The sequence below is a fragment of the Mangrovibacter phragmitis genome (assembly GCF_001655675.1).
GTDB lineage: Bacteria > Pseudomonadota > Gammaproteobacteria > Enterobacterales > Enterobacteriaceae > Mangrovibacter > Mangrovibacter phragmitis.
In genome coordinates this window covers 222,315-246,657 of record NZ_LYRP01000033.1, presented here as the reverse complement: position 1 = coordinate 246,657, position 24,343 = coordinate 222,315, and the positions used below count along the sequence as shown (strand labels likewise).

Genomic DNA, 24,343 nt, shown 5'->3' with positions numbered 1-24,343 from the left:
GCCGGAGATCCCGCTATGGCAGATATAACCTCCGAGATAAATACTGTCGTCTCTGACACATCGCGGTTTAATGCAGCTCAGATGCATATTATCATCGCGTTCGTTAATGAACTGGATAATGACACATTGCATCAGTTTGAAAACGGTTCAGAACGCTCCATCATGGACTGCTATACACAGTTACTTTCCGCCTGCAGAACACCGGGCAGGCGGCAACGTGATGAAGAGTATGAGCTGGAATCATTAACGGGTGTTGACCGTCGTAATATCACGATGCGCAGTAACCCTGATTTTTTTGAGCGCTTCCGAACATCACCAGCTCATATGTATGGCTATGGCGGTAATATCTACCGGGATCAGACGAAAAGTTATTACGATATAGCAGGCAAAGTACTGGCTGGTCTTGGTGGACTGGCGACTTTCGGTGCGGGCACTGCCGTAATCGCGGCAACACAAACCGGTTCATCTCTTTCCGTTATCGCTGCCCGTTATGCCTTATCTTCTTTAGGTGCAACCGGCCTGGCATCCGGGGCAATGGCTCTGTTGCGCAATAACTTCTCAGATGTACAAATTGCGACAAATAAAGATTTTCTTGAAACCATAAAGTCTGTTGCCAAACTGAGAAATAAACTGAATGATTTTTTTCAGGGACTGTATGGCAAGGTATTAAAAGATAGCGAAAAAGCGGAAAAAGCGCTGAACGATGAGATGGGTTCCCATCCGTTACGTTATTCTGCTGGTTCAGAGAACCAATTGGTGCGCACCAACCTTACCCCGATACAAAGTTTAATCACAGAGGATTTTGCTAACGCAAACTACGATATCAGCGCCAAAATTCTGCCACAGGATGAGCATGCGGGCTGGCATATCTCTGTTACATCCATGCGCGGTGGCGAACGGATACTGAACAGAACCAATATGCTTGTTCTGCAACAGGTCGTTAACCGGCTTTAACCTGTTCTGCCCCCGTGTTGTAAGTTTGTGGTTGTGAAGTATATCGTTTGAAATGCCACTGTCAGTGTGACGGACAGTGGCATTTAGTGGCAACAGGCTCAAAACGGACAGATGGCGTAAAGATGGTTTTCGCCGGGGAGCGTACCAAACAACCCTGATGATCAGTTATGTTGGTGATGGCGACCACACTGACCACCATTATGCTGGTGCCCACCGCAACATGAGCGGGCAATACCCGTCACATTCATTGCTCCTTGCTCATGATGTTTCCCGGCATGTTGATCATGGCAACAGGCATGGCCTGCGCCGTGGTGGCCCTGAGCCTGTTCACACTGGCCGTGGTGTTCTCCATGGTGCCGCGATGGCCGGCCTTGTTCAGCTGTTGTCAGCTGCACCATTTCTGCGTTATTGGTTACCAACAGTGCCAGTGTTGCCGGGATATCGCGCGTAGTTGCCTGCAATACACGCATACCGGCATCCAGTAGTTTGCCCAGCATATGCTGGCCTATATTACGCACCACAATGCAGGTCACCTGTTTACTCTGCAACGTGCTGAACAGTGCGCGTTTTGCTTCGCAACTGCTCTCATCAAAAGCCGGATTGGTAAATTCACCCAGTTTTTCGCCCTGGTCCGTGTAAAGCGCAAATGAGTCTGCTTTGGTGAAGTGGGGAGATAACTGCCCTTTCAGGCAGGGAATAGCAATTGTCATGGTGGAGTCCTCAGTAAGGGCGCAGGTCTGGCCGTACGCCATTAATAGCATATGCCATATATAGCACTATTAATGGCATATGCCAATTACTGAAAAATCCGTTACAGGGTGAAGTCTGGCACTGAGTCAGTCGCGGCCCGCAAGATCCAGCGCTTTGCCATTTACCAGGCAGTCTGCCACTTTGGCGCGCGCACGTTTCACCAGGTTTGCCAACGTTTGCCGTGACACCTGCATTACTGCTGCGGCTTCCAGTTGTTGCATGCCGTTAAGGTCAACCAGACGCATTGCCTCAAACTCATCTGCACCCATTGCCACCCGTTCCAGGCTGTTCATTGGGATACCGTTAGGCTTAAAGCAACTGTTTGCCGGGCACCCGCAGATATTACGGGGTATTTTCGGTCGTGCCATGGTTCTCTCGCAGAAACAGGTTAGTAATGGCCTGGTACTATACCGGGCCACAGTGAGCAGATAAACACCATGCTTATGCTGATGAAGAGCCCGGTCCACTCTCCCCTGTACCACGGGAAATTTTCTGGTGCAGGGTTTTGCGGGTGATCCCCAGGCGGCGGGCCGCCTCACTTTTATTGCCCCCGGTCACTTCCAGCATACGGGCTATCGCCGCCTGTTCTATCTCTTCAAGGGACATATCATCAAACACCAGTGGCGAAGGTTCCTGGTCATCACCCGGATTCAGCGTAGGTGGCAGTACCTGCAAACCCACATAGTCGCCTATTGCCAGTACCACCGCGCGTTCCACTGCATTTTCCAGTTCACGAATATTGCCCGGCCAGCGGTATTTCAACATACAGTCCATTGCCTGCGGGGTAAATCCTTTGAGTTGTTTGCCATTGCGCCTGGCAAACCGGGTAAGAAAAGCATCAGCTAATAACGGAATATCCTCCACGCGCTCGCGCAATGGCGGCAAGGTAATCGAGACTACGTTCAGGCGATACCACAAGTCCTGGCGAAATTCGCCGGTCGCCACCCGGTCCTGCAAATCACGGTTGGTTGCCGCTAACAACCGCACATCAATCTTCTGCGGCTGGTCTTCGCCAAGGCGCTGTACTTCACGCTCCTGAATCACACGCAGTAACTTAACCTGCATGGGCAATGGCATTTCGCCAATTTCATCCAGAAATAACGTACCTTTGTTTGCCGCGGCAAAGCGGCCCGGACGCGCTTTTTCTGCCCCGGTAAAAGCGCCTTTGACGTGGCCAAACAATTCAGATTCCAGCAAAGTTTCACTCAGCGCGCCGCAGTTAATGGCGATAAACGGCCCGTTACGCCGGGGGCTGTTGTCATGAATCAGGCGGGCTATGCGCTCTTTACCGGTTCCTGATTCACCGCCAATCAATACAGTTGCTTCACTGGGAGCAACAGCCTGTACCAGGTTCATCACCTGGCGCATGGCATCGCTGCGGGCCACCATGCCTTCCTGTAGCTGAAGATGGGTTGCCAGTACATCACGCAGTTGCTGGTTCTCACTACTCAGCGCTACATGATCCAGTGCCCGCTCAATGGTCATTTTCAGTTCATCAAAATCGAGCGGCTTGGTGAGGTAGTCCCAGGCACCCGCTTTCATTGCTGAAACGGCTGTTTCGGTATTAGCCCAGGCGGTCATGATGAGCACAATAATTGCCGGGTTCCAGGCTTTGATTTGCGTTAAAGCTTCAATACCATTAAGCCCGGCCATGCGGATATCCATCAGTACCAGGTCGAAAGGGGTTTCATGACACAGACGAACTGCGGTTGCGCCATCTTCCGCGCCCTGAACCTGGTAACCCCACTCACTGAGTAAGGTAATCAACATGATGCGATGCCCCGGGTCGTCATCCACCACCAGCAATGTTTCAGGGTTATTTTTCATGGTGTTCGCTCCGGTAAATGGGTAACCAAAGGGTGAAAACACTGCCTGAGCCCGGTTCGCTTTCTACAGTGATTTCCCCCCGGTGTTTTTCAATAATTTGGTGGACAATGGCAAGCCCCAGCCCGGTTCCGCTGGGTTTGGTTGTGAAATACGGTGTGAAAATTTCGCTTAAATGCTGTTTGTCGATACCACTACCGTTATCCGCGACCGAAACGGCCAGTTTGGTGCCCATATTCGCCACCCGTACCGCCACAGAAATGGTGCCACCTTCTGGTGTCGCCTGGATGGCGTTGATAACCAGATTCAGCAGGCATTGAGCCAGGCGGTCAGCGTTATGCTCCACCTCCGGTAATGGCCCGCAAGGTAAAAACACCAGGGAAAGATGTTTATTTGCAGCATCGTTTTGCACCAGGCGAATTGCCCGCTCAATAACGGGAGTGATATCACCCGGTTGCAGTGAAAACTCACCAGGTCTTGCAAAATCCAGCAATTCAGAAACCACCCGGTTCAGCCTGTCCACCTCTTCGGATAAAGTGCGCGCAGCCAGATGTTCGGGGGCCTCTTTGGAAAATTTCCCCCCCAGATAAGTTGCCAGGCCTTTAATCGAACTGAGTGGGTTGCGGATTTCATGGGCCACCCCGGCCGCCATTTCACCCAGTGCGCTCAGGCGGGCCTGCCGTTCAACCTGTGCCTGAAGTTGTTTTACTTCTGTCAGGTCGCGCAACACAAATACCGTGCCGCTAATGTGCCCGTTACCACCACGTACTGGCGAAGCACTGATACTGACCGGGATTTTATGCCCCCCGGCGTTGTTGAGCTGATATTCCTGCTCCAGTAAGCGCCCATTTTCTGGCATGGCATTGCGTATTGCTGCCCAGTCCAGCCCTTTTACCTGAGCCAGAGGGTGTTTTTCCCAGAGGGCTGGTAATTGCAACAGTTCAATAGCCTGCCGATTAGCGGAGATGATGCGCTGCCGTGTGTCGCAAGTGAGCAAAGCCAAAGGCAGGCTGGCGATGACTTCGTCGGCCATCGCCCTGGTGTCACGCAGGAGTGACTGTGAACGCCGGTAGTGGTGAGCCCAGAACAAGGAGATAAAACCCGCCATACCGAGCAAAATCACCAGTACAGCGAGCAGGTAATTGTTACGCCGGGTTTGCGCAAAGGTGGTTTCAAAGCTGGCCGGGTCGATACCCACAGCAACCCATTGTGGCAAGGCGTTGTCTGCCCCATCATCATAGCCGCGCATCATGCGCATCATCCCGTTTCCGCCGCCCATCATGCCGCGCCCACGCAAGGGGTTAAACCGCTGCCAGACCTGGAAAACCTGCCTGCCATCATTCAGTTTTATATGCCTGCGCCAGGTATTGGGCTGTTGTGGTGAGGGGCGCTGGTCTGCAGGCAGTTGCTGCCCTACCCGGCTGGCATCGCTGTCCGCCAGAATATTGCCGTTATCATCAGTCATCATCAGAAAGATGACGCCTGGCTGGTGAGCCGTCTGTTCAACCAGGGTTTGCAGGCGGTTGTCCCGGCCGCCACTCATGCTCATCCGCGCGCCTGTTTCCAGCGCCCAGACAATGGCATCTGCCCGGTTATTGAGGTTTTGTTGCAAGTACACCCGTTCCTGTTGCGTACTGCGCAGGGATAACCCGAACACAGCAGCCCCCAGTACAACCGATAACCCCACCATCAGCCAGGGCGACAGGCCAAAAAAAGTTCGTCTGGAGTCACTTAACATTGTTTATCCCCTGGCAGCGTAGTGAGTATTCACCCGGTCGCTGAAGTGTAACTTTTTTACCCACTTTTTTTATGATCTGGGTAAATAATTCACATATAAATATCAGAAATTATTTTTTATCCATAAAAAACAATAAATTAAATATTGGCACAGCACTTGCAAACCTAAGAAGCAAGAAGAACATTTGCCAGGTTACAACACTATTCCTGGCTGTTGACTATCAGGAGACAAATCATGAAACGTACAACATTACGCAAACTGCAGGCCGCTATGGTTATCGCCACACTGGTGGGGGGTTTTTCACTGGCCAATGCGGCAACAGAAACCCCTCAGACAGGCAATGCAGTTATTACTGATGCCCAGGCCCAACAACATTTCCAGACCATGAATGTTTTGCGCCAGAAAGTCTTTGATACCCAGCAGGCACTGGATAACGAGTACAACCAGGCGAAACCAGACCAGGCAAAAATTGCCGCGCTCACCCAACAGCTTGGTCAACTCAATGCCCAGTGGTATGCCAGCCGCAGTGAATGGCACAGGCAAATGATGGATGCAGGTTACGCCCGTGGACCTCGTGCCGGCAATGATGGTGACCGGGGTTACGGGATGGGTTATGGCATGGGCTACGGCATGCGTAACGGTGGTTGCGGGGGTTATGGTATGCGTGGCTGGTAAACGCCAGGCTTATATACTCTGCGTATTTTGGCGGCGCCATACGCACCAGCCGCCATTATACAGCGCAGTGACCGGCTCCTCCGGTTAAGTGCCAGACGCCGGGTTGAATACCCGGCCCAAATAATGCCGGCCAGAGCCACCCGGTGGCGGTGTTCACCGATATGAGCCAAAGCCGCAAAGCAGGTTGCGCAGGGTATCGCTGTGCTCTGGATTCATTTATTCAGCTACCTGATACCCTGAAGCAACACTGCATCATTCCGTAATAGCAGGGTAATAGCAGGCAACTGGCACCGGGGCTGCATGCGTCAGGTGTTGGTTATACTCACTCACCAGGTTAACCCCGGTGGTGTCTTTCCCGCCAGTCTTTAATCATGTTCTGCGTAACTTCTTTCTTGTAGCAAATGGGGGAATAGCCTCCGGGCTTACTCCACGCGCTACGCCTGCCGCACGAGCTTCCGTTACGTGCGCTGTTGTACGGGCACGCACAGACGCCCGGGTAAGCAGCAATGGAATCATCAATAATCGCCTGCTTTACCTGGTCATCAGAAACCGTCGTTTTCGCCATTGCGGGCAGACAGAGGAAACCCAGTGCCAGCAATGTGGCAACAGCAGATCCCCGTGCAAAAGTGATCATCATTCCGGCTCTCCTTAAGAATATTCTTAAAATAATTGCATATTTGCATCCGGAAGCAACTGAAATCGCTTTTTAGCCACACTGCTACAGAATTGTCTCCCCCTGCCGATAAGTTATTTTACTTAGGGAAACCTTGAGCATGGTGAGTGAAAGATGAGTACTGATATTTACGGTGAACTGTTTGCACAATCAGACATGCCGATGGCGCTTCTGGATTTACGTGGTGTTTTTGTGCAGGTTAATCCCGCTTTTAGTGCCATTTTGGAACGTGAAGCAGACCAATTGACAGGCCATTCCTTTCGTGAGTTCACGGATGTGCATGATCTGTCACTGCACGCATCATCATTTAACTGCCTGCTCACTGGAGAAAAGAAAAGCGTCACTTATGAACACCATTTTGTACGTAATGATGGTGAATCTATAGTTGCTCAGGTGGATATTGGCGTACTGACCAAAGAAGGGCAACTGGTTAATTTTTATGTTTATGCCAGAGATATTTCGGCATTCAAGAATAAAGAAGAAAAGCTTTATGAACGCAACCAGTTTCTTGAAGCCAATCTGCAACAACAGGAAGATTATTTCAGTATTTTCATTAACAACAGTAAAGACGCATTTATTGAATTCAACGAATCTGAACGTGTAAGCCGTATTAACACTGCAGCTAAAAATTTATTTTCTCTGGATGATTCTGTTATTAATAAACCACTGTGTGAGAAGATTTTCCTGCATAAACATACCAGCCCGGCAGGCTGTGCATTTCATGATGTTTTTTATACCGATACCGGAGAAGCACTGAGCGCCCGTAAGCGGCTCTATGGGCGCGATAAAAACGGGCGCACCTTTCCAGTTGAGCTGGCTATCAGCTCATACCGGCTGGATGAACAAGTATTTTACTCCGTCTTTGTGCATGACATTAGTGAAAAAATAGACACGCTGAAAAAGCTGATTGAAAGCAAACTGCGGCTGAATGAAATCACTGATAACATTCCGGTATTGATTGCTCACGTAGATAAACATATCAATTTTACTTTTCTCAACAAGATGTATGAGAAATACTTCCCTTGCAAAATTGAGCAATTACTGAATACGTCAGTATTTAATTTATACGACCGCAAGTTTTTTGCACCACAAGACTTCAAAATTAAAAAAATTTATGAAAAAATGACCTATTCCTTTGAGAAGGAAATGAATATCAATGGCAAAACGGTTGTCTTTAACAACACAGTGGTTCCGGCCAGAAAACTCAATGATGGTTTCTATTTACTCACTACCGATATTACAGAATTTAAAAAATTACAGGATATCTACAAATACGATGCCAACCATGATCTTCTGACCGGGCTACCCAACAGACGCGCAGTTGATCACTACCTGGAAAATTACCGAAGTCCATCATTCAAAAAATTTTCTGGCATCAGTATTTTGTTTTTTGATCTTAATGATTTCAAAAAAATTAATGACAACTACGGGCATGATGTGGGCGACAAGACACTGATTGCTTTCGCACGGATTGTAAATGGGTTATTGCGCCGGGAGGATTTCTTTGCACGCCTGGCGGGCGATGAATTTTTGCTGATTACTGAGGGTTTTAAAGATGCCCGGCAGGAAACAGAGGCTCTGGTTGAAAAAATCCGTCGGGCTCTGGATGCCCCGATTGTCATCAATGATATACCGATAACGTTACATGCCAGCATTGGTATCGCTGTAGAAAAACAGATAAAACAAATTGATCTTGATAAATTAATTATCGAAGCCGACAAAAATATGTACCTGGATAAAAAACAGCACAAGGGCGCTCCTCAGGAGAAGTAACGCCCTGCCAGGGATTGCTCAAACTTCGGTCCAGGTGCGTAATAAGTTGTGGTACATGTTGAGTAACGACAAAAGTTCCTCGCTGTCGCCATGGCGGGCTTTCAGACACTGAATAGTATTATCCAGTTCATATAACATGGCGCGTTGCTTTTCATCACGCACCATTGACTGGATCCAAAGAAATGACGCCACCCTGGTCCCTGATGTCACCGGGGTCACACAATGCAGGCTGCTTGCAGGGTACAGCACCAGATGGCCTGCCGGGAGTTTAACCCGGTGCTCGCCATAGGTATCTTTAATAACCAGCTCCCCACCTGTATAACTCTCTGGCGCGCATAAAAACAAGGTGGCAGATAAATCTGTGCGCATCCAGCCAGCATTACCATTTTGCCTGACCGCGCCATCCACATGAAAACCATAGGTTTCCCCTTGTTGATAGCGGTTGAATAATGGCGATGACAAAGCGCGGGGTAATGCCGCAGAGAAGAATTGCGGGTTGCGGTTAAGGGCCTGCCGGACTGCATTTTGCAGCGCATCATACAACGCAGTTTGGGTATTTATTTGTTGGTTATGCTTAACCTGTGCACCCTGGCTGCCTACCGTTACTCGCCCATCCACCCATTCAGCCTGGGCAAGCTGTGCACTGAAGGTGATCAGTTCGTCTGACGTCAGGACATCAGGAATGTGATACATCATGATGGTGTTCTCTTCTGTATGTGGGGACAGAGCCCCACACAAATCAGTTAAAAATGCACGTTGGCAGTCAGCAGGAATGTACGGGGTTCACCAGGGTGATAGCGATAGCCGCTCTTATTAATGGAGGCGACATAATCTTTATCGAAGAGGTTATATACGTTCAGTTGCAGGTCCAGATTGCGGTTTACCCGGTAACCCAGTTTGGCATCTGCCACCCAGTAGCCTTCTGTGTGGTCCGGTGTACCCACTGCGCCATCACTCCCCCGGCGCAGGCTGCCCACATAGCGCGCCCCTGCTCCAACAGAAATCGCGTCCGTTGCCTGGTACTGGCTCCATACGGTGAAAGCATGTTTGGGTGTATAGGCCAGGGCAGATGAACCATCCTGTGCCACGGTATCCCCTTCTTTCACAGAGGCATGCTGCTGGGTATACCCCATACTGACCTGCCAGTCAGACGTAATATTGCCAATCGCAGACAGTTCATAGCCTTCCACTCGCTTCTTCCCATACTGGGAGTAAGTGCCGTCATCATTACTGGCAACTTCATTCTCGATATCGGTACGGAACAGGGCTGCGTTCAGCAACAGGCGCTTATCAAGAATTTCCCATTTGGTGCCAATTTCACTGGATTTGGCTTTCTGGGGTTTAAAATCAGTGCGGTTCGCGCTGTTACCACTACCACCAGCAGCCAGGGCGAAGGTGCTGCCACCTGGTGGTTGCTGAGAAATAGCATAGTTAGCATACAGGTTGCCCTGCGAAGTCAGGCGATACAGCGCCCCTGCTTTCCAGTTAACCAGGTTGCCAGATTTCGCGGTATCAACCGTGGTGACAGGCGTTCCTGTTGGCGCACCTGCCGGGCAGGCGACCGCCCGACGCCCCGTGCCTCCACATACTGTGGCGCTGTCGTAATCCGTGTGGTAGTTATCAAGGCGGATCCCACCATTAACCTGGAAGCTGTCGGTCAGTTCCAGTGTGTCAAACGCGTAAATCCCAAACGTGTCTGTCTGCCCATTAGCATTTGCGCCGTTGCGAGACAGGCCACCCACAGAGATACTGCTGATGGGGTGGTAGATATTGACGGCTGGCGGGGTGATTGCATCAACGCCGTAGTTGGTCTGTTTCTCACGGGTAAATTCAACCCCGGCACTGACATCATGCCCCACAAAACCGGTGTGGAATTTCGAGGTCAGGTTGGTCTGGTTGGTAAGAATACGGTTGCTGACATCTTTGGTATTAGCCAGACGCGACCATTCCCAGGTATCCACATTGTTGCTGTCTGGCTGGGTAATATTACTCGCGCCACCCATCACTGCGGTCAGCAGGTATTTCTGTTTCACGCGTGACCAGCGGGTGGTATTACGCAGCGTGGTGTTGTCGGTTAGATCATGCTCGAAACGCAGCGTGAAGCTGTCTGTTGTCGACTTATCAAAGTCAGAATCAGTACCGTAGTAATTTTTTGTGTTCACTTTGCCGGAACTATTCAGGGCGCGGGTGGCGGAAGAAGGCGCTGAATACCCAGGCAGCCCAATAGTTGGGATACCACCATCCGGTGTATTGTTCTGGTGAACGTGCAGGTAATTAATATACAGGCGTGTTGGTGTATCCAGGCCAAATGCCAGTGATGGCGCAACACCGTAACGCTCATTTTCGACATTATGCCGGCCAGCATCATGGGTTTTCTCACCCATCAGGTTCAGGCGAAAAGCGCTGTTTTCCCCAAATGCCTGGTTGTAATCCAGCGTGCCACGGCGCATCCAGGCGCTGCCAGCACTGACGGACGCATCTAACCCTGAATCCAGACGGGGTTGTTTGCTTATCATATTAATAGAGCCCGAAGGTGCACTGCGGCCATAATCAGTGCCTGCCGGGCCTTTAATCACCTCAACCTGTTGGGTATTGAAGGTATCACGGGTAACACTGCCAATATCACGAATACCATCAACATAAATGCTGCCAGAGGTATCCACTCCGCGCATATACACCGCATCACCTGTAGAAGAGCTACCGTTCTCCCCTGCGTAAAATGCCCCAACGCCCGGCACATTTTTCAGGGCATCAGTCAGGTTTGTGACGCCCTGGTCCTTAATCATTTGCTCCGGAATCACTGTTACTGTGCGGGTTGTATCTACCAGTGGTTGGGTAAATTTAGGGTCAGCTGATACACCGGGTAAATAAAGTGAAGGTGCCTGAGCCTGAATGACCAGAGTCTCTTCTTTTTTCTGTGCCGTGTTATCAGCGGCATGAGCGACAGATGTTGACGCACCAAGGCATAGCCCGGTGAACAACGTCAGTGAGTTAAAGTTGCCAAACGGCTGGTTGCGATTTTTATCCATGTGAAATAAAGGTTTTTATTGTTATGCAGGTATCACCGGGCTACCTGACAGCATGCTGTCAGGCTCTCATTCCATATTGCATAGCCCGAATATCAAATGATAAGAATAATAATTATCATTTTGATTATCATGCTTACACATTCTCTCCATTTTGTGAATACATTTCATTACACAAATTCACAAAATCAACAATTTTGAATGAAGTATGAATAAGACGTGTCGAATGGCTGAATGAGAAGAGGTATTGAAGGGAAAAGGAGCTTTCTGTAGGTGAGAAGAGAACGGGTGCCTTCTCAACCTGTCACCAGCTCACTATTGCCTGGCGGCAAAGCAATGTTGGTTGTTGAATGTTGGTTGTTAGTAGTGCGGAAACGACATTTCTGAGCAAATGCTGTACGTTGAGCGCGTCTGATTAGTGTCACCACACCAGGACAACGCTTCGTTTTCTGTGTCCTGGTGTGGTGAGCTATCAATATCTGAACTTCAATCGGCCTTACGAATTACACGAGCCGGATTCCCTACTGCCAGCATGCCAGCTGGAATATCTTTGGTTACCACACTTCCGGCCCCAATCACGGCACCATCACCAATGGTGACACCCGGTAATACAGTGACATTCCCGGCTATCCACACATGGTTGCCAATGGTAACAGGCAAGGTTGTTCCGATATGCCGGCCACGCTTGCCTGCATCCATGGGGTGCAATGCGGTATACAGCGACACATTCGGGCCAATAAAAACGTGGTCACCAATAGTCACGAACCCCGGGTCCAGCAACGTAAAATTAAAATTGATAAACACATGGTTGCCGAGTGTTGTGGTACAGCCATAATCCACACGTAACGGCTTTTCAATATGCACATCATCGCCAACTTTGCCGAAAATTTCCCGAATCAACGTGCTCTTTTGGGAAACCTCCCGGGCTCCACACTGGTTAAACTGGTCCACCCGGTCACGGGTGCAATAACGAATCTCCACCAGTTCAGCATCGTTAATCCAGTATTCCCGGCCTTCCACCATGGCCTCAAATGCAGCACCCATTGTCATCTCCCTCGTTGCCATCTGTTCCACCTGGCGGGCAATGCCAGGCTACGTTAATCCTGCAGCGCATATGTGCGATACCTTTCCACAGTTTATTGCGCGCCTGGTGTTATTTAACAAGAGGGGCAACATAGCAGGAAACAGGTTTAGCTATTTCCTGTATGTTTTCAGTGTGTTTATCCATGACTCAGTCAGTTGAACCGGTGTGTTTCTGTTCATCCGGTTTCGCCTTATCCGGTTTCTCTGTGCTGGCTTCCGTTGCTTCTCCGTTGACAGGCGAAGTATCTGTTTGATCTTCCGGCTCCTCAGGCGGTTCACTCTCTTCGTCAGTATTAACCATGGCAGCCTGAATATCTTCTTCCTCAATAACCGGGTTAAGCGCAGCCCCAATTGGCGAAGTCGCCAGGCTGTCCGGCATCACCACATGGGGTAAAGGCACTTCGGTAGTAGGAACAGGGTGTATTTTTACCGGGCGGTTGAGCAGCGCGATAACCAGCGCGCAACAGGCAAAAAAGATATACAGCATATTGCTGCCAAGCGGTTGCATCACCGCACCAACCACCAGCGGCCCGATACTGGCACCAATACCAAAAGCCATTAACAGACAGGCAGTGAGTGACACCCGCCGTTCTGGCATCACCTGGTCATTCGCCAGAGCAACCTGGAGTGGGTACAGGGAAAACTGCATCATACTGACGGCAAAGGCCACGCCCAGCAGGAATTGATAAGGCAGAGATAACAGCACACCCGGGACTAAGGCAAAAATGGCATACAGTAGCGCAATAATAAATAGCAGCCGCTGGCGGTCAAAACGGTCTGAGAGCCAGCTTAAGGGGAACTGGGAAACCAGCCCGGCAAAAATCGTCAGGCTCATAAACATCCCTGTCTGCTCTGTCGTGAAACCTTTCTCACTGGCAAATACCGGAGCCAGGCCGTAAAACGCGCCAATCGCCATGCCACTAACCAGCGTTGTCGCCAGTAATTTGGGAATGGTACGGACAAAATACCCCAGTTCCATGGGAGCCGGTGACATCGCTTTCGCATTGGTACGGGTTGTCAGCGCTATGGGCACCAGGCACAGGGCAAAACACAATGCCACTATCAGCAACGTGCTGATACCAAAGCCCGTTTGTACTGCAAGAATCACCTGGCCGCCACTGAGCCCCAGGTAGGTTGCCACCATGTACAGACCAAAAATGACACCACGCTGAGAAGATTCAGCCTGATCGTTAAGCCAGCTTTCCAGCACCATGTACTGGCACATCATGCACAGGCCGATTATCAGGCGCAGGAAGATCCACAAGGGTATGAAGTTGGTTAACCCATGGCCAATGACTGAGGCGGTGATTATCCCCGCACAGGCTACATAAGCACGGATATGCCCCACTCTGGCAATCAGGTTATGCCCAACTTTTCCCCCCACCACTAAGCCCACATAGTTTGCGGCAATGATGGCGCCAATCAGTGTGCCACTGACCTGCTCATGAGCCAGGCGTAACGAAACATAAGTGGTCAATAACCCGGAACCCAACAGCATGAGTAAGGTCGTAACATATAAGGGTAAAAACGCATTAAGAACTTTTCTCATCAGGCTCCCTGTCATTACATCGTTGGACAATAAGCAAATATATAAAGATAGCTTCTTTGCCAGCCAGGGGATACATGCAAAAACCTTTATTGCCGGGCGGGCACTGGCTGCAGATGACGGGCACAAAATGGCAGGAGCACTGAAAGCGGAAGTGGACAAGTACTGGCCTGACAAGAACGCCTGACTTCCTCACCGGCATCTAAAGCCAGAGATGAATACTGGTGCCGGGGTATTACCGTAAGAGGAAAGTCAGCTGGTGTAACAAGTAAAAAATCACCGTCAATAAAAAACCGGGGGCTTATACAACTCCCGTTTTTTATTCCCTGAAAACTTATATAATAAGATTCTGCATATTGGTGGTACTTCCTGCTTAAGAAAAAAATAAAATATAATTTTGTCAGTAATATTTTTTAACACAGCCACCAGGCGCACTTTATTTAACAACCGACTTTCACAAATAATCTTTGGTGATTATCACAACCTAATGAACTTCGCAGAACCATTTATTCCAGGGATAGTTACTGTTACAACAAAACCTGAGTCCGAAATATTATCAGCCATATCAGAAAGACAGGCAGATTCAGGAAAATTTGCTGTATTATTAATAAGACTGGCCTCAGGCTGACACACCCCCGCCTGGTCACATTGCATGAGGACGATTGATGATTTCACGCTGGCAGTTTGTACTGACGCAAGTGTTCCACAAACTCTGGTTCAGAGCCACTCTGTTTGCCATTGCCGCCATTCTCACAGCACTGATATCTATTGCTGTAAAATCATTTATCCCACCCGCATTTTCCGGGATAGTCGGCGCGAAAGCGGTCGATAATATTCTGAATATTCTGGCGTCCAGTATGCTGGCCGTCACGACCTTTTCACTGAGCATTGTTGTCACCGCCTATGGCTCTGCCACAACCAATGTCACGCCGCGTGCAACTCGCCTGGTGGTGGAAGACACCACAACCCAAAATGTACTCGCCACTTTTATTGGCTCTTTTCTTTTCAGCCTGGTGGGGATTATCGCCCTGAATATGGGCGCTTATGGCGAGCGTGGTCGGGTAATTTTGTTTGTTGTAACACTGGTAGTGATTGCACTGATTGTACTGACGCTATTGCGCTGGATTCAGCACCTGACTTCTCTGGGCCGCGTGGGGGAAACAACTGCCCGGGTGGAGAATGCAGCTTTGCGGGCATTTCACGCACGGGCTGAATCCCCCTGCTTAGGTTGTTTCCCGTGGGTGGAAAGTGGCACACAACCTGAGGGGACACAGGCAATTTTTTCGCCTTCCGTAGGTTATGTTGAACATATTGATATTGGAAAGCTTGCCGCCATGCTCGCTGACAGCCCGATACATGTTTATATCGCCGCCCAACCCGGGCACTTTGCGCATCCGTCCCAGGCAGTCATGTACACCACTGAAAAATGCAGTGATGCGTTCCGGCAGCGTCTGTTGTCTGCACTGAGTATTTCAGATGCCCGCTCTTTCCACCAGGATCCGCGTTTTTGTTTGTGCGTGATGGCTGAAATTGCCTGCCGGGCACTGTCACCAGCCGTGAATGACCCAGGCACCGCTATTGATGTTATTACCCGTGGTGTAAGGGTATTATCGGTATGGGCTGAACAGACGGAACAAGCCGAACAAAAAGCACAGGTTCTCTACCCGCAAATTCATCTTGCTCCTCTCAACCCCGACAACCTGTTCGACGATATTTTTTCACCTGTGGCGCGCGATGGCGCTGCTATGCGTGAAGTGCAATTGAGGCTATTAAAATCACTGGCAATGCTGGCAAAAGCCTGGCCCGAACGCTACGCCAGTGTGGCTCGCAAGCATGCCGAAGAAGTGATGAACCATGTCACCCGCGCCGGGCATATTCAGCCAGATAGGGTATTACTGCGTAGCACTTTTGACGCGCTGTTTACCAGGGAGTTAGCCAAAGGTGAGAAAAACAGTGCCACCCGGTTATAACAATCCTTTTAGGGTAAAAGTTAACCGGGTTGCTTCATTTAAATCCATTTTTTTGAGATCCTGTGGCAGAACCCAGGCTATTTCCTGGAACTCTTCATTAAACGTAATTTCTCTATTAGCACTAATACAGTCAAATATCAGGTAAATCATATAAATTTCTTCTGTTGTGCCATCGGCATAAGTTTTATTTCTGATATCATCGCGAAAAGCCCAGGGCTTAATTTGGTTTATGATCAGTGCATCCCCCAGTTCTTCCCGAACTTCACGCCGCAGCGCAGATTCCATGGTTTCCCCCGGCTCCATTCCACCACCAGATAATGCCCACTGACCTGGAAATACGCCACGATCGTCTGCCATTTTACATAGCAAATATGCTCCTTCATTCTGAATGATGGGGCACACTATGGTTCTCTGCCGCATGAATTTTTCCTGTATTAGTTTATTTTTGGCATATTACACCCGGGCAGTAAAATAATCTGCCAAATTAACACACTGGATTACTCTCAATACACTCTTCTACTGGCTGTGTTACCACCACAAACAAGGGGCAGTTCCCTGCCCCTGACATCTTTAAGAGAGAAAAAACGCGCCAGGCTGTTATTCCCACTGAGTGCTCACCTGACAACCTGGTTTAATCAACGATGTGACGAAGAAACCGAATGCTGATTCTTCGTCACCTGTGAACGCCGGTTGGCAGTTGTCGGGTTGCCTGTGGATTCTTCCCGCCCGGTGATGACCATCCCCTGGGTTTCACGCCCGAACGCCACCAACACACAAATCAACACGGCGACGGCCCCGGCCACACAAGCCATCGCAAAGCCGTAGTTGCCCTGATGCGTTTCAGCAATACGCGCCTGAAGTGTTGCGTTAACTGATGCCAGTAGATTTCCCAGTTGGTAGACAAAGCCCGGCAAGACAGCACGGGCATTGGCGGGTACCAGTTCGTTCAGCCAGGTTGGAACCACACCCCAGGCACCCTGCACCATAAACTGCATCAGGAAAGCCCCTAAACCAATGGTGAAAGAACCACTGGAGAACGCCCACAACGGTAACACTGGCAACGCCAGAAACGCCGCAGTAATAATGGCTTTTTTACGGCCAATATGCTCGGAAAGCGCGCCAAATAAGATCCCCCCCATCATTGCCGCAATGTTATAGCAAATGGCAATAATGCTGACAGTATGGGGAGAGAAGCCATGTTGAATTTTCAGGAAGGTGGGGTAAAGATCCTGCGTACCATGGCTGAAGAAGTTAAAGCACGCCATCACAACAACCAGATACAGACACAGTTTCCAGTGCATGCGTAATATTGGCATCAGCGCAGTACTTTCTTTACGCGCGCGGGCAGACAACCACACCGGGGATTCTGGTACTTTAAACCAAATGTAGGGCAGCATAAGTACCGGTAATGTGCCAATCAGGAACATACCACGCCATCCCACCAGGCTGTAGAAAATGCCAAAAACAATCGAAGAGAGTAAGTAGCCACAGGGATAGCCTGCCTGAAAGATCCCGGACATCAACCCACGGGAACGGTCTGGAATCGTTTCCATCGCCAGCGACGACGCCACACCCCAAATCCCCCCCATCGCAATACCGTAAATCAGCCGGAACGCCATAAAGGCACCTAATGTAGGGGACCAGGCAGAGAGTAACTCGAACAGCGAGAACATCGCGACATTAAGCATTAGCACCGGTTTGCGCCCATAACGCTCTGCCAGGCGTCCGAATAACAATGCCCCAATCGGCCTTACAGCCAAAGTTAACATGATTGCCAGCGAGACTTCCGCCACACTCGAGTGGAAATAGCTGGCCAAATCACTCAGTACAAAAACCAGGATAAAAAAATCAAACGCATCGAGAGTCCATGCGCCAAAACAGGCAAAAGCAACATGACGCTGCACTGGCGTCCAGGTAAGAGGTGTAAAAGACATGGATATTTCCTTTCTGTATTTGCGCACCGTGCTGTGCTGGCGAGCGCAAAGCCAGGCAAGGAGGCAGGGAAAAACCCTTGTCGGATTGGCGCTGCCAGCCCCTGTGATATCACGAAAAGCAGAATTGTTACTGGTTTGTTATAGCAACAAAGTTACAACAATTGATTAAAAAACTTGTTTCATACTGTAATAATAGACTGCTTAGTATTTCTGAATGTCATATTTGATTAATGGTAAATGCCACAGACATATTGATTGAGAATAAAGCTGCGTATCAGCCAATTTACCAGTCGCTGGCCCGGCAAAAACACACAAGGAGGGAAAAAATGGAAGCAATACACAGACTGGCTTTTGATATTTATTAGTTTCCAGCCCAATGTAACAGTAAAGCCATTGCATTATAGTGTTCAGAATATAATACGCGGCAATGTGGGTTTAGTTTCATTGCCGCCAGTACAAAATCGGTACAGAAATGAGTTTGCCTGTTAACCTTAACCTTTAGCGCACGCCGGGAATTCTGGCGAGCCCTTTAGAGGCGCCGGGAAGTTGCTTATCGACCATTGCAATGATCTCCGGGCGGGCTTCCCGGGGGTGGCCTGAATGGAACGGTGGCGCAGGATCATACTCAATGGCAAGTTGCGCGACTTCTGCGGCCTGTAGCCCCCGCAGTTTTGCGGCAACCCGAAGAGCAAAGTCAATACCTGCTGTTACACCACCGCCGCTCATAAACCGGCCATTGTCATCTTCAACAAAGCGATCCGGAACCGGGATTGCACCATATTCAGATAACTTATTGATAAAAGCCCAGTGGCAAGCGCTTCGTTTTCCCTTGAGGATCCCCGTCGCTGCAAGAACCAGCGAGCCATTGCAAACTGACGTAACGTATTTCGCACCATCGGCGAGACGTCGAATCTGTTTTAAATACTCCGGCTGCATGGGTACAGACAAATTCGATCCCCCAGGGACCAGAATCAAATCCGTTTTTTCAATATCGGCCAGTCGTTCGGTCTTACCGTAGACAACACCGAATTCGAGAATGACGTTCCCCCCATTAAGACTTGCATAGCGAACATTTGTGTTCGGTATTCTGTGAAAGATTTCGCTTGGGCCGGCAAAATCAAGCAGTGTTCCACCATCGTAATTGACAATTAAAATATTGAGGGGCTCATTTGAATCAAATTCTCCGGTATTATTTCCCTGATCCAGTGCATCAGGGGCATGACCAGACAGGGTGACACTTTTCCCCTGTGCATGAGCGTTACTGATAGCGCCATTTGCCATAATGGCCCCAAGAGCAGCAGCACTTCCGTATTTAAGGATATCCCTACGGGAATGACCGGCTCTGTGCTGTGAACCCTCAAATGAACTATATTGATTATATTCTTTCAAGGTTACTTCTCCTTATATTCCGATCTTTGTTCAAGAGAATCGGATTTAATACGAGTCAGTTAAATTATCCTTTGTGGCGTAATGCCGGGCGGATAGTTGACTTAAATCAGGAGCACAAACAATGAAGTGAGGCGTTTTATTAAAACGACAACCCAAAATTAAAGCTGTGAGGCGCCCCCATCAACAATAAGTTCCGTGCCAATGACATATGACGATTCGTCACTGGCAAGGTAGACCGCTGCATGGGCTATATCTTCTGCCTTACCCATGTGGCCGGCCGGGATTGTTTTCGCCATCGCCTGTTTGCGCTCGCGAACTTCCTCATCAGATAAGCCCCACTTGCTTATTAATGGTGTATCAATCGCGCCGGGAGCAATGGCATTAAACCGGATCTTCCTGTCAAGAAACTCATAAGACCAACTGCGGGCAAGTGAACGTACTGCAGCCTTGGCTGCGGCAGTTAACGAGATACCATGCTTACCGGTTTGCGCGACGAAAGAGGTATTAAGGATAAATGAAGAACCCTCACGCAGGATGGGCAATGTAGCCTGTAGTGTAAAAACTACGCCCTTGACATTGATGTCCATGATATCGGTATAAAGGCTTTCAGAAATTTCTTGAAGGGGTGACGGAAAGGCCAGGCCTGCATTTGCAAACACCACATCCAGGCCACCAAAACTCTCTTTCACCTGCATCGCGACCCTCTGCATATCTGCAAGCGAACGAACATCGCCTTTCAGAACAACAGCATGCTCTCCAAGCTCTGCTTTCACATCGCCAAATACAGATTCATTACGCCCCGTCACTATTACCCGGGCACCTTCGGCGACGAAGAGTTTGGCCGTCGCCAGGCCAATTCCGCTGGTGCCTCCGGTGATTAATGCAACTTTATTCTGCAGTCTCATTTTGTCTTCCTCTCTTTGTTTCTTTATTGATCAGGCCTGAGACCTGACACACCGCGACCCAGGGTCGCTACGATTACTTGTTCCGATTGTGTAACACGCAACGAATGGCGTAAAGGTCGTATAAACCTCAAAAAAGGACATCATATAAGAGAAGAAAACAAGTCAATGGTGAGTGAGAATGGCAATGCCGGTTGCAACCACGGCGCAGGGTGGCGTTAATAAGGTAATCACCAGCAGAATGGCAGAGCAACTGCCATGATGTGTTGGGCGATAACACTGGGAGTGTCAGATATTCTGTGCCATTCCCGCACTATACGAATCACAGGGAATAAACGTGGCCCGGCGCCCCCGATTGCGATTAAACCTTCAGGGAACGCCATTTGGTCAGGTTTCAATCAGAAGAAATGGGTAATGCCTGTCCAGAGCCTGAATCAGGCATTGTCGCAGTGAGTCATTTATTGTGAAGGGCGGCTGCAAAATGCCATAACGCTGCAGAATTTTAAGGTGAAACAACATGCTGAATGCTTTTGGTCGATTCTCAGCGGCTGCGAAGTAACCGACTCTGCCGACGAATGGATTGTGGTGGATGCCCGTACAGTTTAACAAAGGCCCTTCTCATCCGCTCGGAATCGACAAACCCAACAGCCCGGGCAACCTGTTCAATTGATTCACTGCCATCCAGTAACCGAATACGTGCAGCTTCAACACGCAAACGCTCTACTGCCCTTGCTGGCGTTTCCCCCGTTTCCCGGAGAAACGCCCGACCAAATTGCCGAACACTTAATCGCGCGACTTCGGCGAGTCTTTCGACAGGCAACGCTTCAGCTAAATGTTCTCTGGCAAAATTGAGGGTTATCCGAATACGATCTGATTCTGGCTCCATTTGTGACATAACAGAAAATTGAGACTGCCCTCCCGCTCTGCGGTACGGAACAACCAGCAGCCTGGAGACGTTTCGGGCCGTTTCCGGCCCCATGTCTTTCTCTATCAGCGCCAAAGCCAGATCTATTCCTGCAGCGATTCCTGCTGATGTCCAGATGCCATCATCTTCAGTGTATATGCTATCACCATCAACCCGGATAAGCGGAAAACGTGACTGTAACTGAGACATATACCGCCAGTGAGTCGTTGCCCTTCTACCATTGAGTAATCCAGTTTCTGCAAGCAAGAAAGCACCTGTGCAGACACTTGCCACCCGAGGTGTCTGTTCAGCCAGTTGCTTCGCAGCTGCAATATTCGCAGAAGTTTGCATACAACTGATATCACCACCGACAAATAAAACGGTATCAAGTTCTACTTGCCCGGCAGGACGCGCTGCAACAGGGAGCCCTGCATTACCAATAAGTTGCCCACCTGACTGGGAGATTATATGAAGCTCATAAGGGCTACGTTCAGCGGCTGCAGCTACCTGATTAAAAGCCGAAAGCGGCCCGGCGAGATCAAGAGCATCGTGACCATTGCAAATGAAGAATCCAACTCGATGCATTTTATGAAAGGGCTCAATAATTGATAACTTGACTTATTTTATGGGAAATATGCTTTTTCAGTCAAACCGGTATTATTATTACTCCCACTCAGAACGTTAAAGTCCGCTACGACCGCAGGTCACAGGGAAAAGCCAGAAAGTAACGACTATGACTATAAAAAATCCATTTCTGATTATACGGTTAGCAGGGTCTACAAACGCATAAAATATCATGTGTACAACAGCCCGAGCCACCTGCTACCGGAAATGATGACTAATTGGATGTTGCCGCTTCCTGAGGAACATTCCTGAAGCTGATAGCAAGACGGTTATAAGCATTGATCAGGCCGATTGCCATGGTAAGATCCGCCAGTTCCTTATCCCCAAAGACGGCAGATGCGGCTTTGAAAGCTGCGTCCGGGACATGAGTTTCTGAAACTCTGGTCACAATTTCAGCCCATGCCAGTGCCGCTTTTTCACGTTCGGTAAAAACGTCACCCGCTTCATCCCAAACCTGTACCAGCGCCAGCTTAACAGGCGTAAGCCCCTTTTTCAGCAGAAAGCGGGTGTGCATGTCCAGGCAGAAGGCGCAACCATTAATTTGGCTCACGCGAAGATTCACTAACTCTACAAGCGTATTTTCCAGGCCACATTGCGCAATGTAGGCGTAAACGCTGCCAAGCGCTTTAACGCCAGCTGGAGAAGTTTTATTGTAATCAATACGTTGGCTCATTTTTTATTTCCTTTATCGTTGAAAGTGAGTAAAGCTTACCAGCTGGATTTACACTGAAAAGAACCAAAACGAGCAGATTTTGATGTACCACGAAGGCAGCCATATGAATGAAAAAAAGTTTAAACTCACGATAGTAAGTGATGCCAGGGTATCGCTGTCCGAACAGATCCGTCGCGGGATTACGGAGGCTATCATGAGCGGAGTACTACAACCCGGCGCAAGATTGCCCTCATGGATAGACCTGGCCACACAGTTGGGCATTTCACGCGGCACGGTAAAAACCGCTTATGAACGTTTGTCAGATGAACAGCTTGTCGAGATGTCTCGCTCCCGGGGAACCTGTGTTGTCGAAAATCTGCCCTTAAGTTCTGCAGCAGATACAGTGCCTGAATTTGTCCCAACCTCAGAGTTGTATCAGAACTTTTTATTTCCTACTGGCGATTTTCAGATGGGTATCCCTGCGAGCGATGTTTTTCCTGTGCCTTTGCTGTCACGTCTGTTTGCTGCTTCTGCCCGTAAAGTCATGTCTCTAAAACAAGTTTATTGCGATCCGCGGGGGGAAAATGAGCTGCGCCGTGAGATAGCCGGTCAGTTGACACTTTCCAGAAGAATCAAATGCCATTCATCTCAGGTTTTTGTCACCACGGGCTTCACTGGCGGGCTCGGCCTGGTGCTGCATGCCCTGTCTTTACAGGGTAAAAAGGCATGGGTTGAAAATCCGGGCTTTCCCCCGGCAAGGAAGGCGCTCGCCCTTGCCGGACTGACAACCGTTGCTATACCGGTTGATTCGCAGGGAATGGATATAGAATACGGTATACGTCATGCTCCGGATGCCTCAATTGCGCTGGTTACTCCAGGGCAACAAGCTCCGTTGGGTATGACTCTACCGCCTGAAAGGCGTAACCGATTACTTGAGTGGGCCAATGAAGGGGATCGCTGGATTATTGAGGATGATTATCTCGGTGAACTCCAGCTGAGCCGACGTGCAGCACCCTCACTGGCGGCACAAGATACTTTCGACCGGGTCATCCATATCGGATCTTTCAGTAAAACAATCAGTCCATGCCTGCGTCTGGGATTTGTCGTTGTTCCCCCTTCACTCGTCGAAGCCGTTGCAGATGTTGCTGCCTGCCTTTCACCTGCTCCGGATCCCGCTATTCAGCTCACGGTGCTGGCTTTTTTGAACGGCGGTCATTTTTTACGTCATCTGCGCAAAATGAAAAGGGTTTATCACACCCGAAGCCTTGAACTGGCCCGAATCATGGGTAATTTTGGCTACAAAACACATATTCACGGTTTGTCGGTTTTAATTGATCTTCCTGATGGTGCTCAGGACAAGGCCATCGCGCATCATGCCTGTCATTTTGGATTAGCACCTTCTCCTCTTTCTGCCTGGTATCTGCCGAACACATCTTCTCGCGCAGGCTTGTTGCTTGGGGTGTCGGGGAAAGAAGGCGAGCCGTTAATTCAGGCCTGCGAGCGGCTTGACAGCATAATACGCAAATTATCCTGACTGACATATTCCAGTGAGGTCGATGAAATCAGTGATGCCGACAGGCAAGAATGAACGCAGGGATTAACCCCGGAGAAGGCTGAAGCGGGTAAGGTGTGCAGAAACACGTATGGCGTATAACGCAGAGCGAAAGAGATGATCGATTAAACCGATCGATGTAAGAAAATTGATCTGCAAAATGAATTATCCAGCCTGGTAGTCCCTGTGCTAAATTCCCAAAAACTTACTTAATGTATTGTTTATTAATTTATTTCCTGCCTTCCGGCGGGCGGCTTTCTTTTGTCCTGCGAGCACGGCACCGGAATGCGACAGCAGGTGATTGAATGAAAAGATGTGCCAGATGTAACAAGAAAAGAGGCGTTCTGGACCGGATCTTCGGGCTGGATAAAGAA

21 protein-coding genes are annotated in these 24,343 nt (G+C 49.4%); 6 read left to right on the top strand and 15 right to left on the bottom strand.

Annotated features, from left to right (window positions below):
• The first annotated feature begins 15 nt into the window (after positions 1-15).
• Entirely contained in the window at positions 16-954 is a 939-nt protein-coding gene (locus A9B99_RS16715; protein ID WP_064599433.1) for a hypothetical protein, read from the top strand.
• Positions 955-1,115: 161 nt separating this feature from the next.
• Here the strand turns inward: A9B99_RS16715 and A9B99_RS16710 are convergent, their stop codons facing one another.
• From A9B99_RS16710 to A9B99_RS16695, 4 genes are all read right to left on the bottom strand, one after another.
• Positions 1,116-1,664, bottom strand: a complete 549-nt coding sequence (locus A9B99_RS16710) for a NifB/NifX family molybdenum-iron cluster-binding protein (protein WP_064599431.1) — start codon at positions 1,662-1,664, stop codon at positions 1,116-1,118.
• A 126-nt stretch (positions 1,665-1,790) separates the two neighbouring features.
• Positions 1,791-2,072, bottom strand: a complete 282-nt coding sequence (locus A9B99_RS16705; RefSeq protein ID WP_064599429.1) for a DUF134 domain-containing protein — start codon at positions 2,070-2,072, stop codon at positions 1,791-1,793.
• Between the two features lie 73 nt (positions 2,073-2,145).
• Positions 2,146-3,531, bottom strand: coding sequence for a sigma-54-dependent transcriptional regulator (locus A9B99_RS16700; RefSeq protein WP_064599427.1), 1,386 nt, complete (start codon positions 3,529-3,531; stop codon positions 2,146-2,148).
• The gene (locus A9B99_RS16695; RefSeq protein ID WP_064599425.1) at positions 3,521-5,266 is read right to left on the bottom strand and encodes an ATP-binding protein; all 1,746 of its coding nucleotides are present in this window, start codon (positions 5,264-5,266) and stop codon (positions 3,521-3,523) included. Before A9B99_RS16695 ends, A9B99_RS16700 begins: the two co-directional genes overlap by 11 nt.
• Positions 5,267-5,500: 234 nt before the next feature.
• Here A9B99_RS16695 and A9B99_RS16690 point away from each other — a divergent pair, with 234 nt between their 5' ends.
• Positions 5,501-5,941, top strand: a complete 441-nt coding sequence (locus A9B99_RS16690) for a hypothetical protein (RefSeq protein ID WP_064599424.1) — start codon at positions 5,501-5,503, stop codon at positions 5,939-5,941.
• A gap of 334 nt (positions 5,942-6,275) precedes the next feature.
• Here the strand turns inward: A9B99_RS16690 and A9B99_RS16685 are convergent, their stop codons facing one another.
• Positions 6,276-6,506, bottom strand: a complete 231-nt coding sequence (locus tag A9B99_RS16685; protein ID WP_231889211.1) for a hypothetical protein — start codon at positions 6,504-6,506, stop codon at positions 6,276-6,278.
• Positions 6,507-6,728: 222 nt separating this feature from the next.
• Between A9B99_RS16685 and A9B99_RS16680 the strand changes: the two genes are divergently transcribed.
• A complete protein-coding gene (locus tag A9B99_RS16680; protein WP_064599422.1) occupies positions 6,729-8,387 on the top strand; it encodes a GGDEF domain-containing protein in 1,659 nt (552 codons plus the stop codon).
• Positions 8,388-8,405: 18 nt separating this feature from the next.
• Here the strand turns inward: A9B99_RS16680 and ybiX are convergent, their stop codons facing one another.
• The 4 genes from ybiX to A9B99_RS16660 form a co-directional block, all read right to left on the bottom strand.
• Positions 8,406-9,083 (bottom strand): PKHD-type hydroxylase YbiX, encoded by a 678-nt coding sequence (gene ybiX, locus A9B99_RS16675; protein WP_064599420.1) that lies wholly within the window; start codon positions 9,081-9,083, stop codon positions 8,406-8,408.
• 47 nt (positions 9,084-9,130) lie between these two features.
• Positions 9,131-11,416 (bottom strand): catecholate siderophore receptor Fiu, encoded by a 2,286-nt coding sequence (locus A9B99_RS16670; protein WP_064599418.1) that lies wholly within the window; start codon positions 11,414-11,416, stop codon positions 9,131-9,133.
• Positions 11,417-11,899: 483 nt separating this feature from the next.
• A complete protein-coding gene (locus A9B99_RS16665) occupies positions 11,900-12,478 on the bottom strand; it encodes a sugar O-acetyltransferase (protein ID WP_231889205.1) in 579 nt (192 codons plus the stop codon).
• A gap of 166 nt (positions 12,479-12,644) precedes the next feature.
• Complete coding sequence (locus A9B99_RS16660; protein WP_082917897.1) at positions 12,645-14,045, bottom strand: MFS transporter; 1,401 nt, start codon at positions 14,043-14,045, stop codon at positions 12,645-12,647.
• Positions 14,046-14,067: 22 nt separating this feature from the next.
• Between A9B99_RS16660 and A9B99_RS23930 the strand changes: the two genes are divergently transcribed.
• Positions 14,068-14,229, top strand: coding sequence for a hypothetical protein (locus A9B99_RS23930; RefSeq protein WP_156519082.1), 162 nt, complete (start codon positions 14,068-14,070; stop codon positions 14,227-14,229).
• Positions 14,230-14,707: 478 nt separating this feature from the next.
• Positions 14,708-16,012, top strand: a complete 1,305-nt coding sequence (locus A9B99_RS16655) for a DUF2254 domain-containing protein (protein ID WP_064599414.1) — start codon at positions 14,708-14,710, stop codon at positions 16,010-16,012.
• On the opposite strand, the gene nudI is transcribed toward A9B99_RS16655, so the two are convergent.
• The 6 genes from nudI to A9B99_RS16625 all read right to left on the bottom strand — a co-directional run bounded on the left by nudI (position 16,007) and on the right by A9B99_RS16625 (position 22,438).
• Positions 16,007-16,432 carry a nucleoside triphosphatase NudI gene (nudI, locus tag A9B99_RS16650; protein ID WP_064599412.1) on the bottom strand — a complete coding sequence of 142 codons (426 nt, stop codon included), beginning with the start codon at positions 16,430-16,432 and terminating at the stop codon, positions 16,007-16,009. The two genes, A9B99_RS16655 and nudI, sit on opposite strands and share 6 nt — an antisense overlap.
• Before the next feature lie 215 nt (positions 16,433-16,647).
• Positions 16,648-17,946: an MFS transporter gene (locus A9B99_RS16645; RefSeq protein ID WP_082917896.1), complete on the bottom strand. Its 1,299-nt coding sequence runs from the start codon at positions 17,944-17,946 to the stop codon at positions 16,648-16,650.
• A 498-nt stretch (positions 17,947-18,444) separates the two neighbouring features.
• Positions 18,445-19,335 carry a DJ-1/PfpI family protein gene (locus A9B99_RS16640; RefSeq protein WP_064599410.1) on the bottom strand — a complete coding sequence of 297 codons (891 nt, stop codon included), beginning with the start codon at positions 19,333-19,335 and terminating at the stop codon, positions 18,445-18,447.
• Between the two features lie 158 nt (positions 19,336-19,493).
• Entirely contained in the window at positions 19,494-20,240 is a 747-nt protein-coding gene (locus tag A9B99_RS16635) for an SDR family oxidoreductase (protein WP_064599408.1), read from the bottom strand.
• A gap of 538 nt (positions 20,241-20,778) precedes the next feature.
• On the bottom strand, positions 20,779-21,726 hold the full coding sequence (locus A9B99_RS16630) for a GlxA family transcriptional regulator (RefSeq protein WP_064599406.1): 948 nt from the start codon (positions 21,724-21,726) through the stop codon (positions 20,779-20,781).
• A 253-nt stretch (positions 21,727-21,979) separates the two neighbouring features.
• A complete protein-coding gene (locus A9B99_RS16625; RefSeq protein WP_064599404.1) occupies positions 21,980-22,438 on the bottom strand; it encodes a carboxymuconolactone decarboxylase family protein in 459 nt (152 codons plus the stop codon).
• Between the two features lie 103 nt (positions 22,439-22,541).
• Here A9B99_RS16625 and pdxR point away from each other — a divergent pair, with 103 nt between their 5' ends.
• Positions 22,542-23,951 (top strand): MocR-like pyridoxine biosynthesis transcription factor PdxR, encoded by a 1,410-nt coding sequence (gene pdxR, locus A9B99_RS16620; RefSeq protein ID WP_064599767.1) that lies wholly within the window; start codon positions 22,542-22,544, stop codon positions 23,949-23,951.
• The last annotated feature ends 392 nt before the right edge of the window (positions 23,952-24,343 follow it).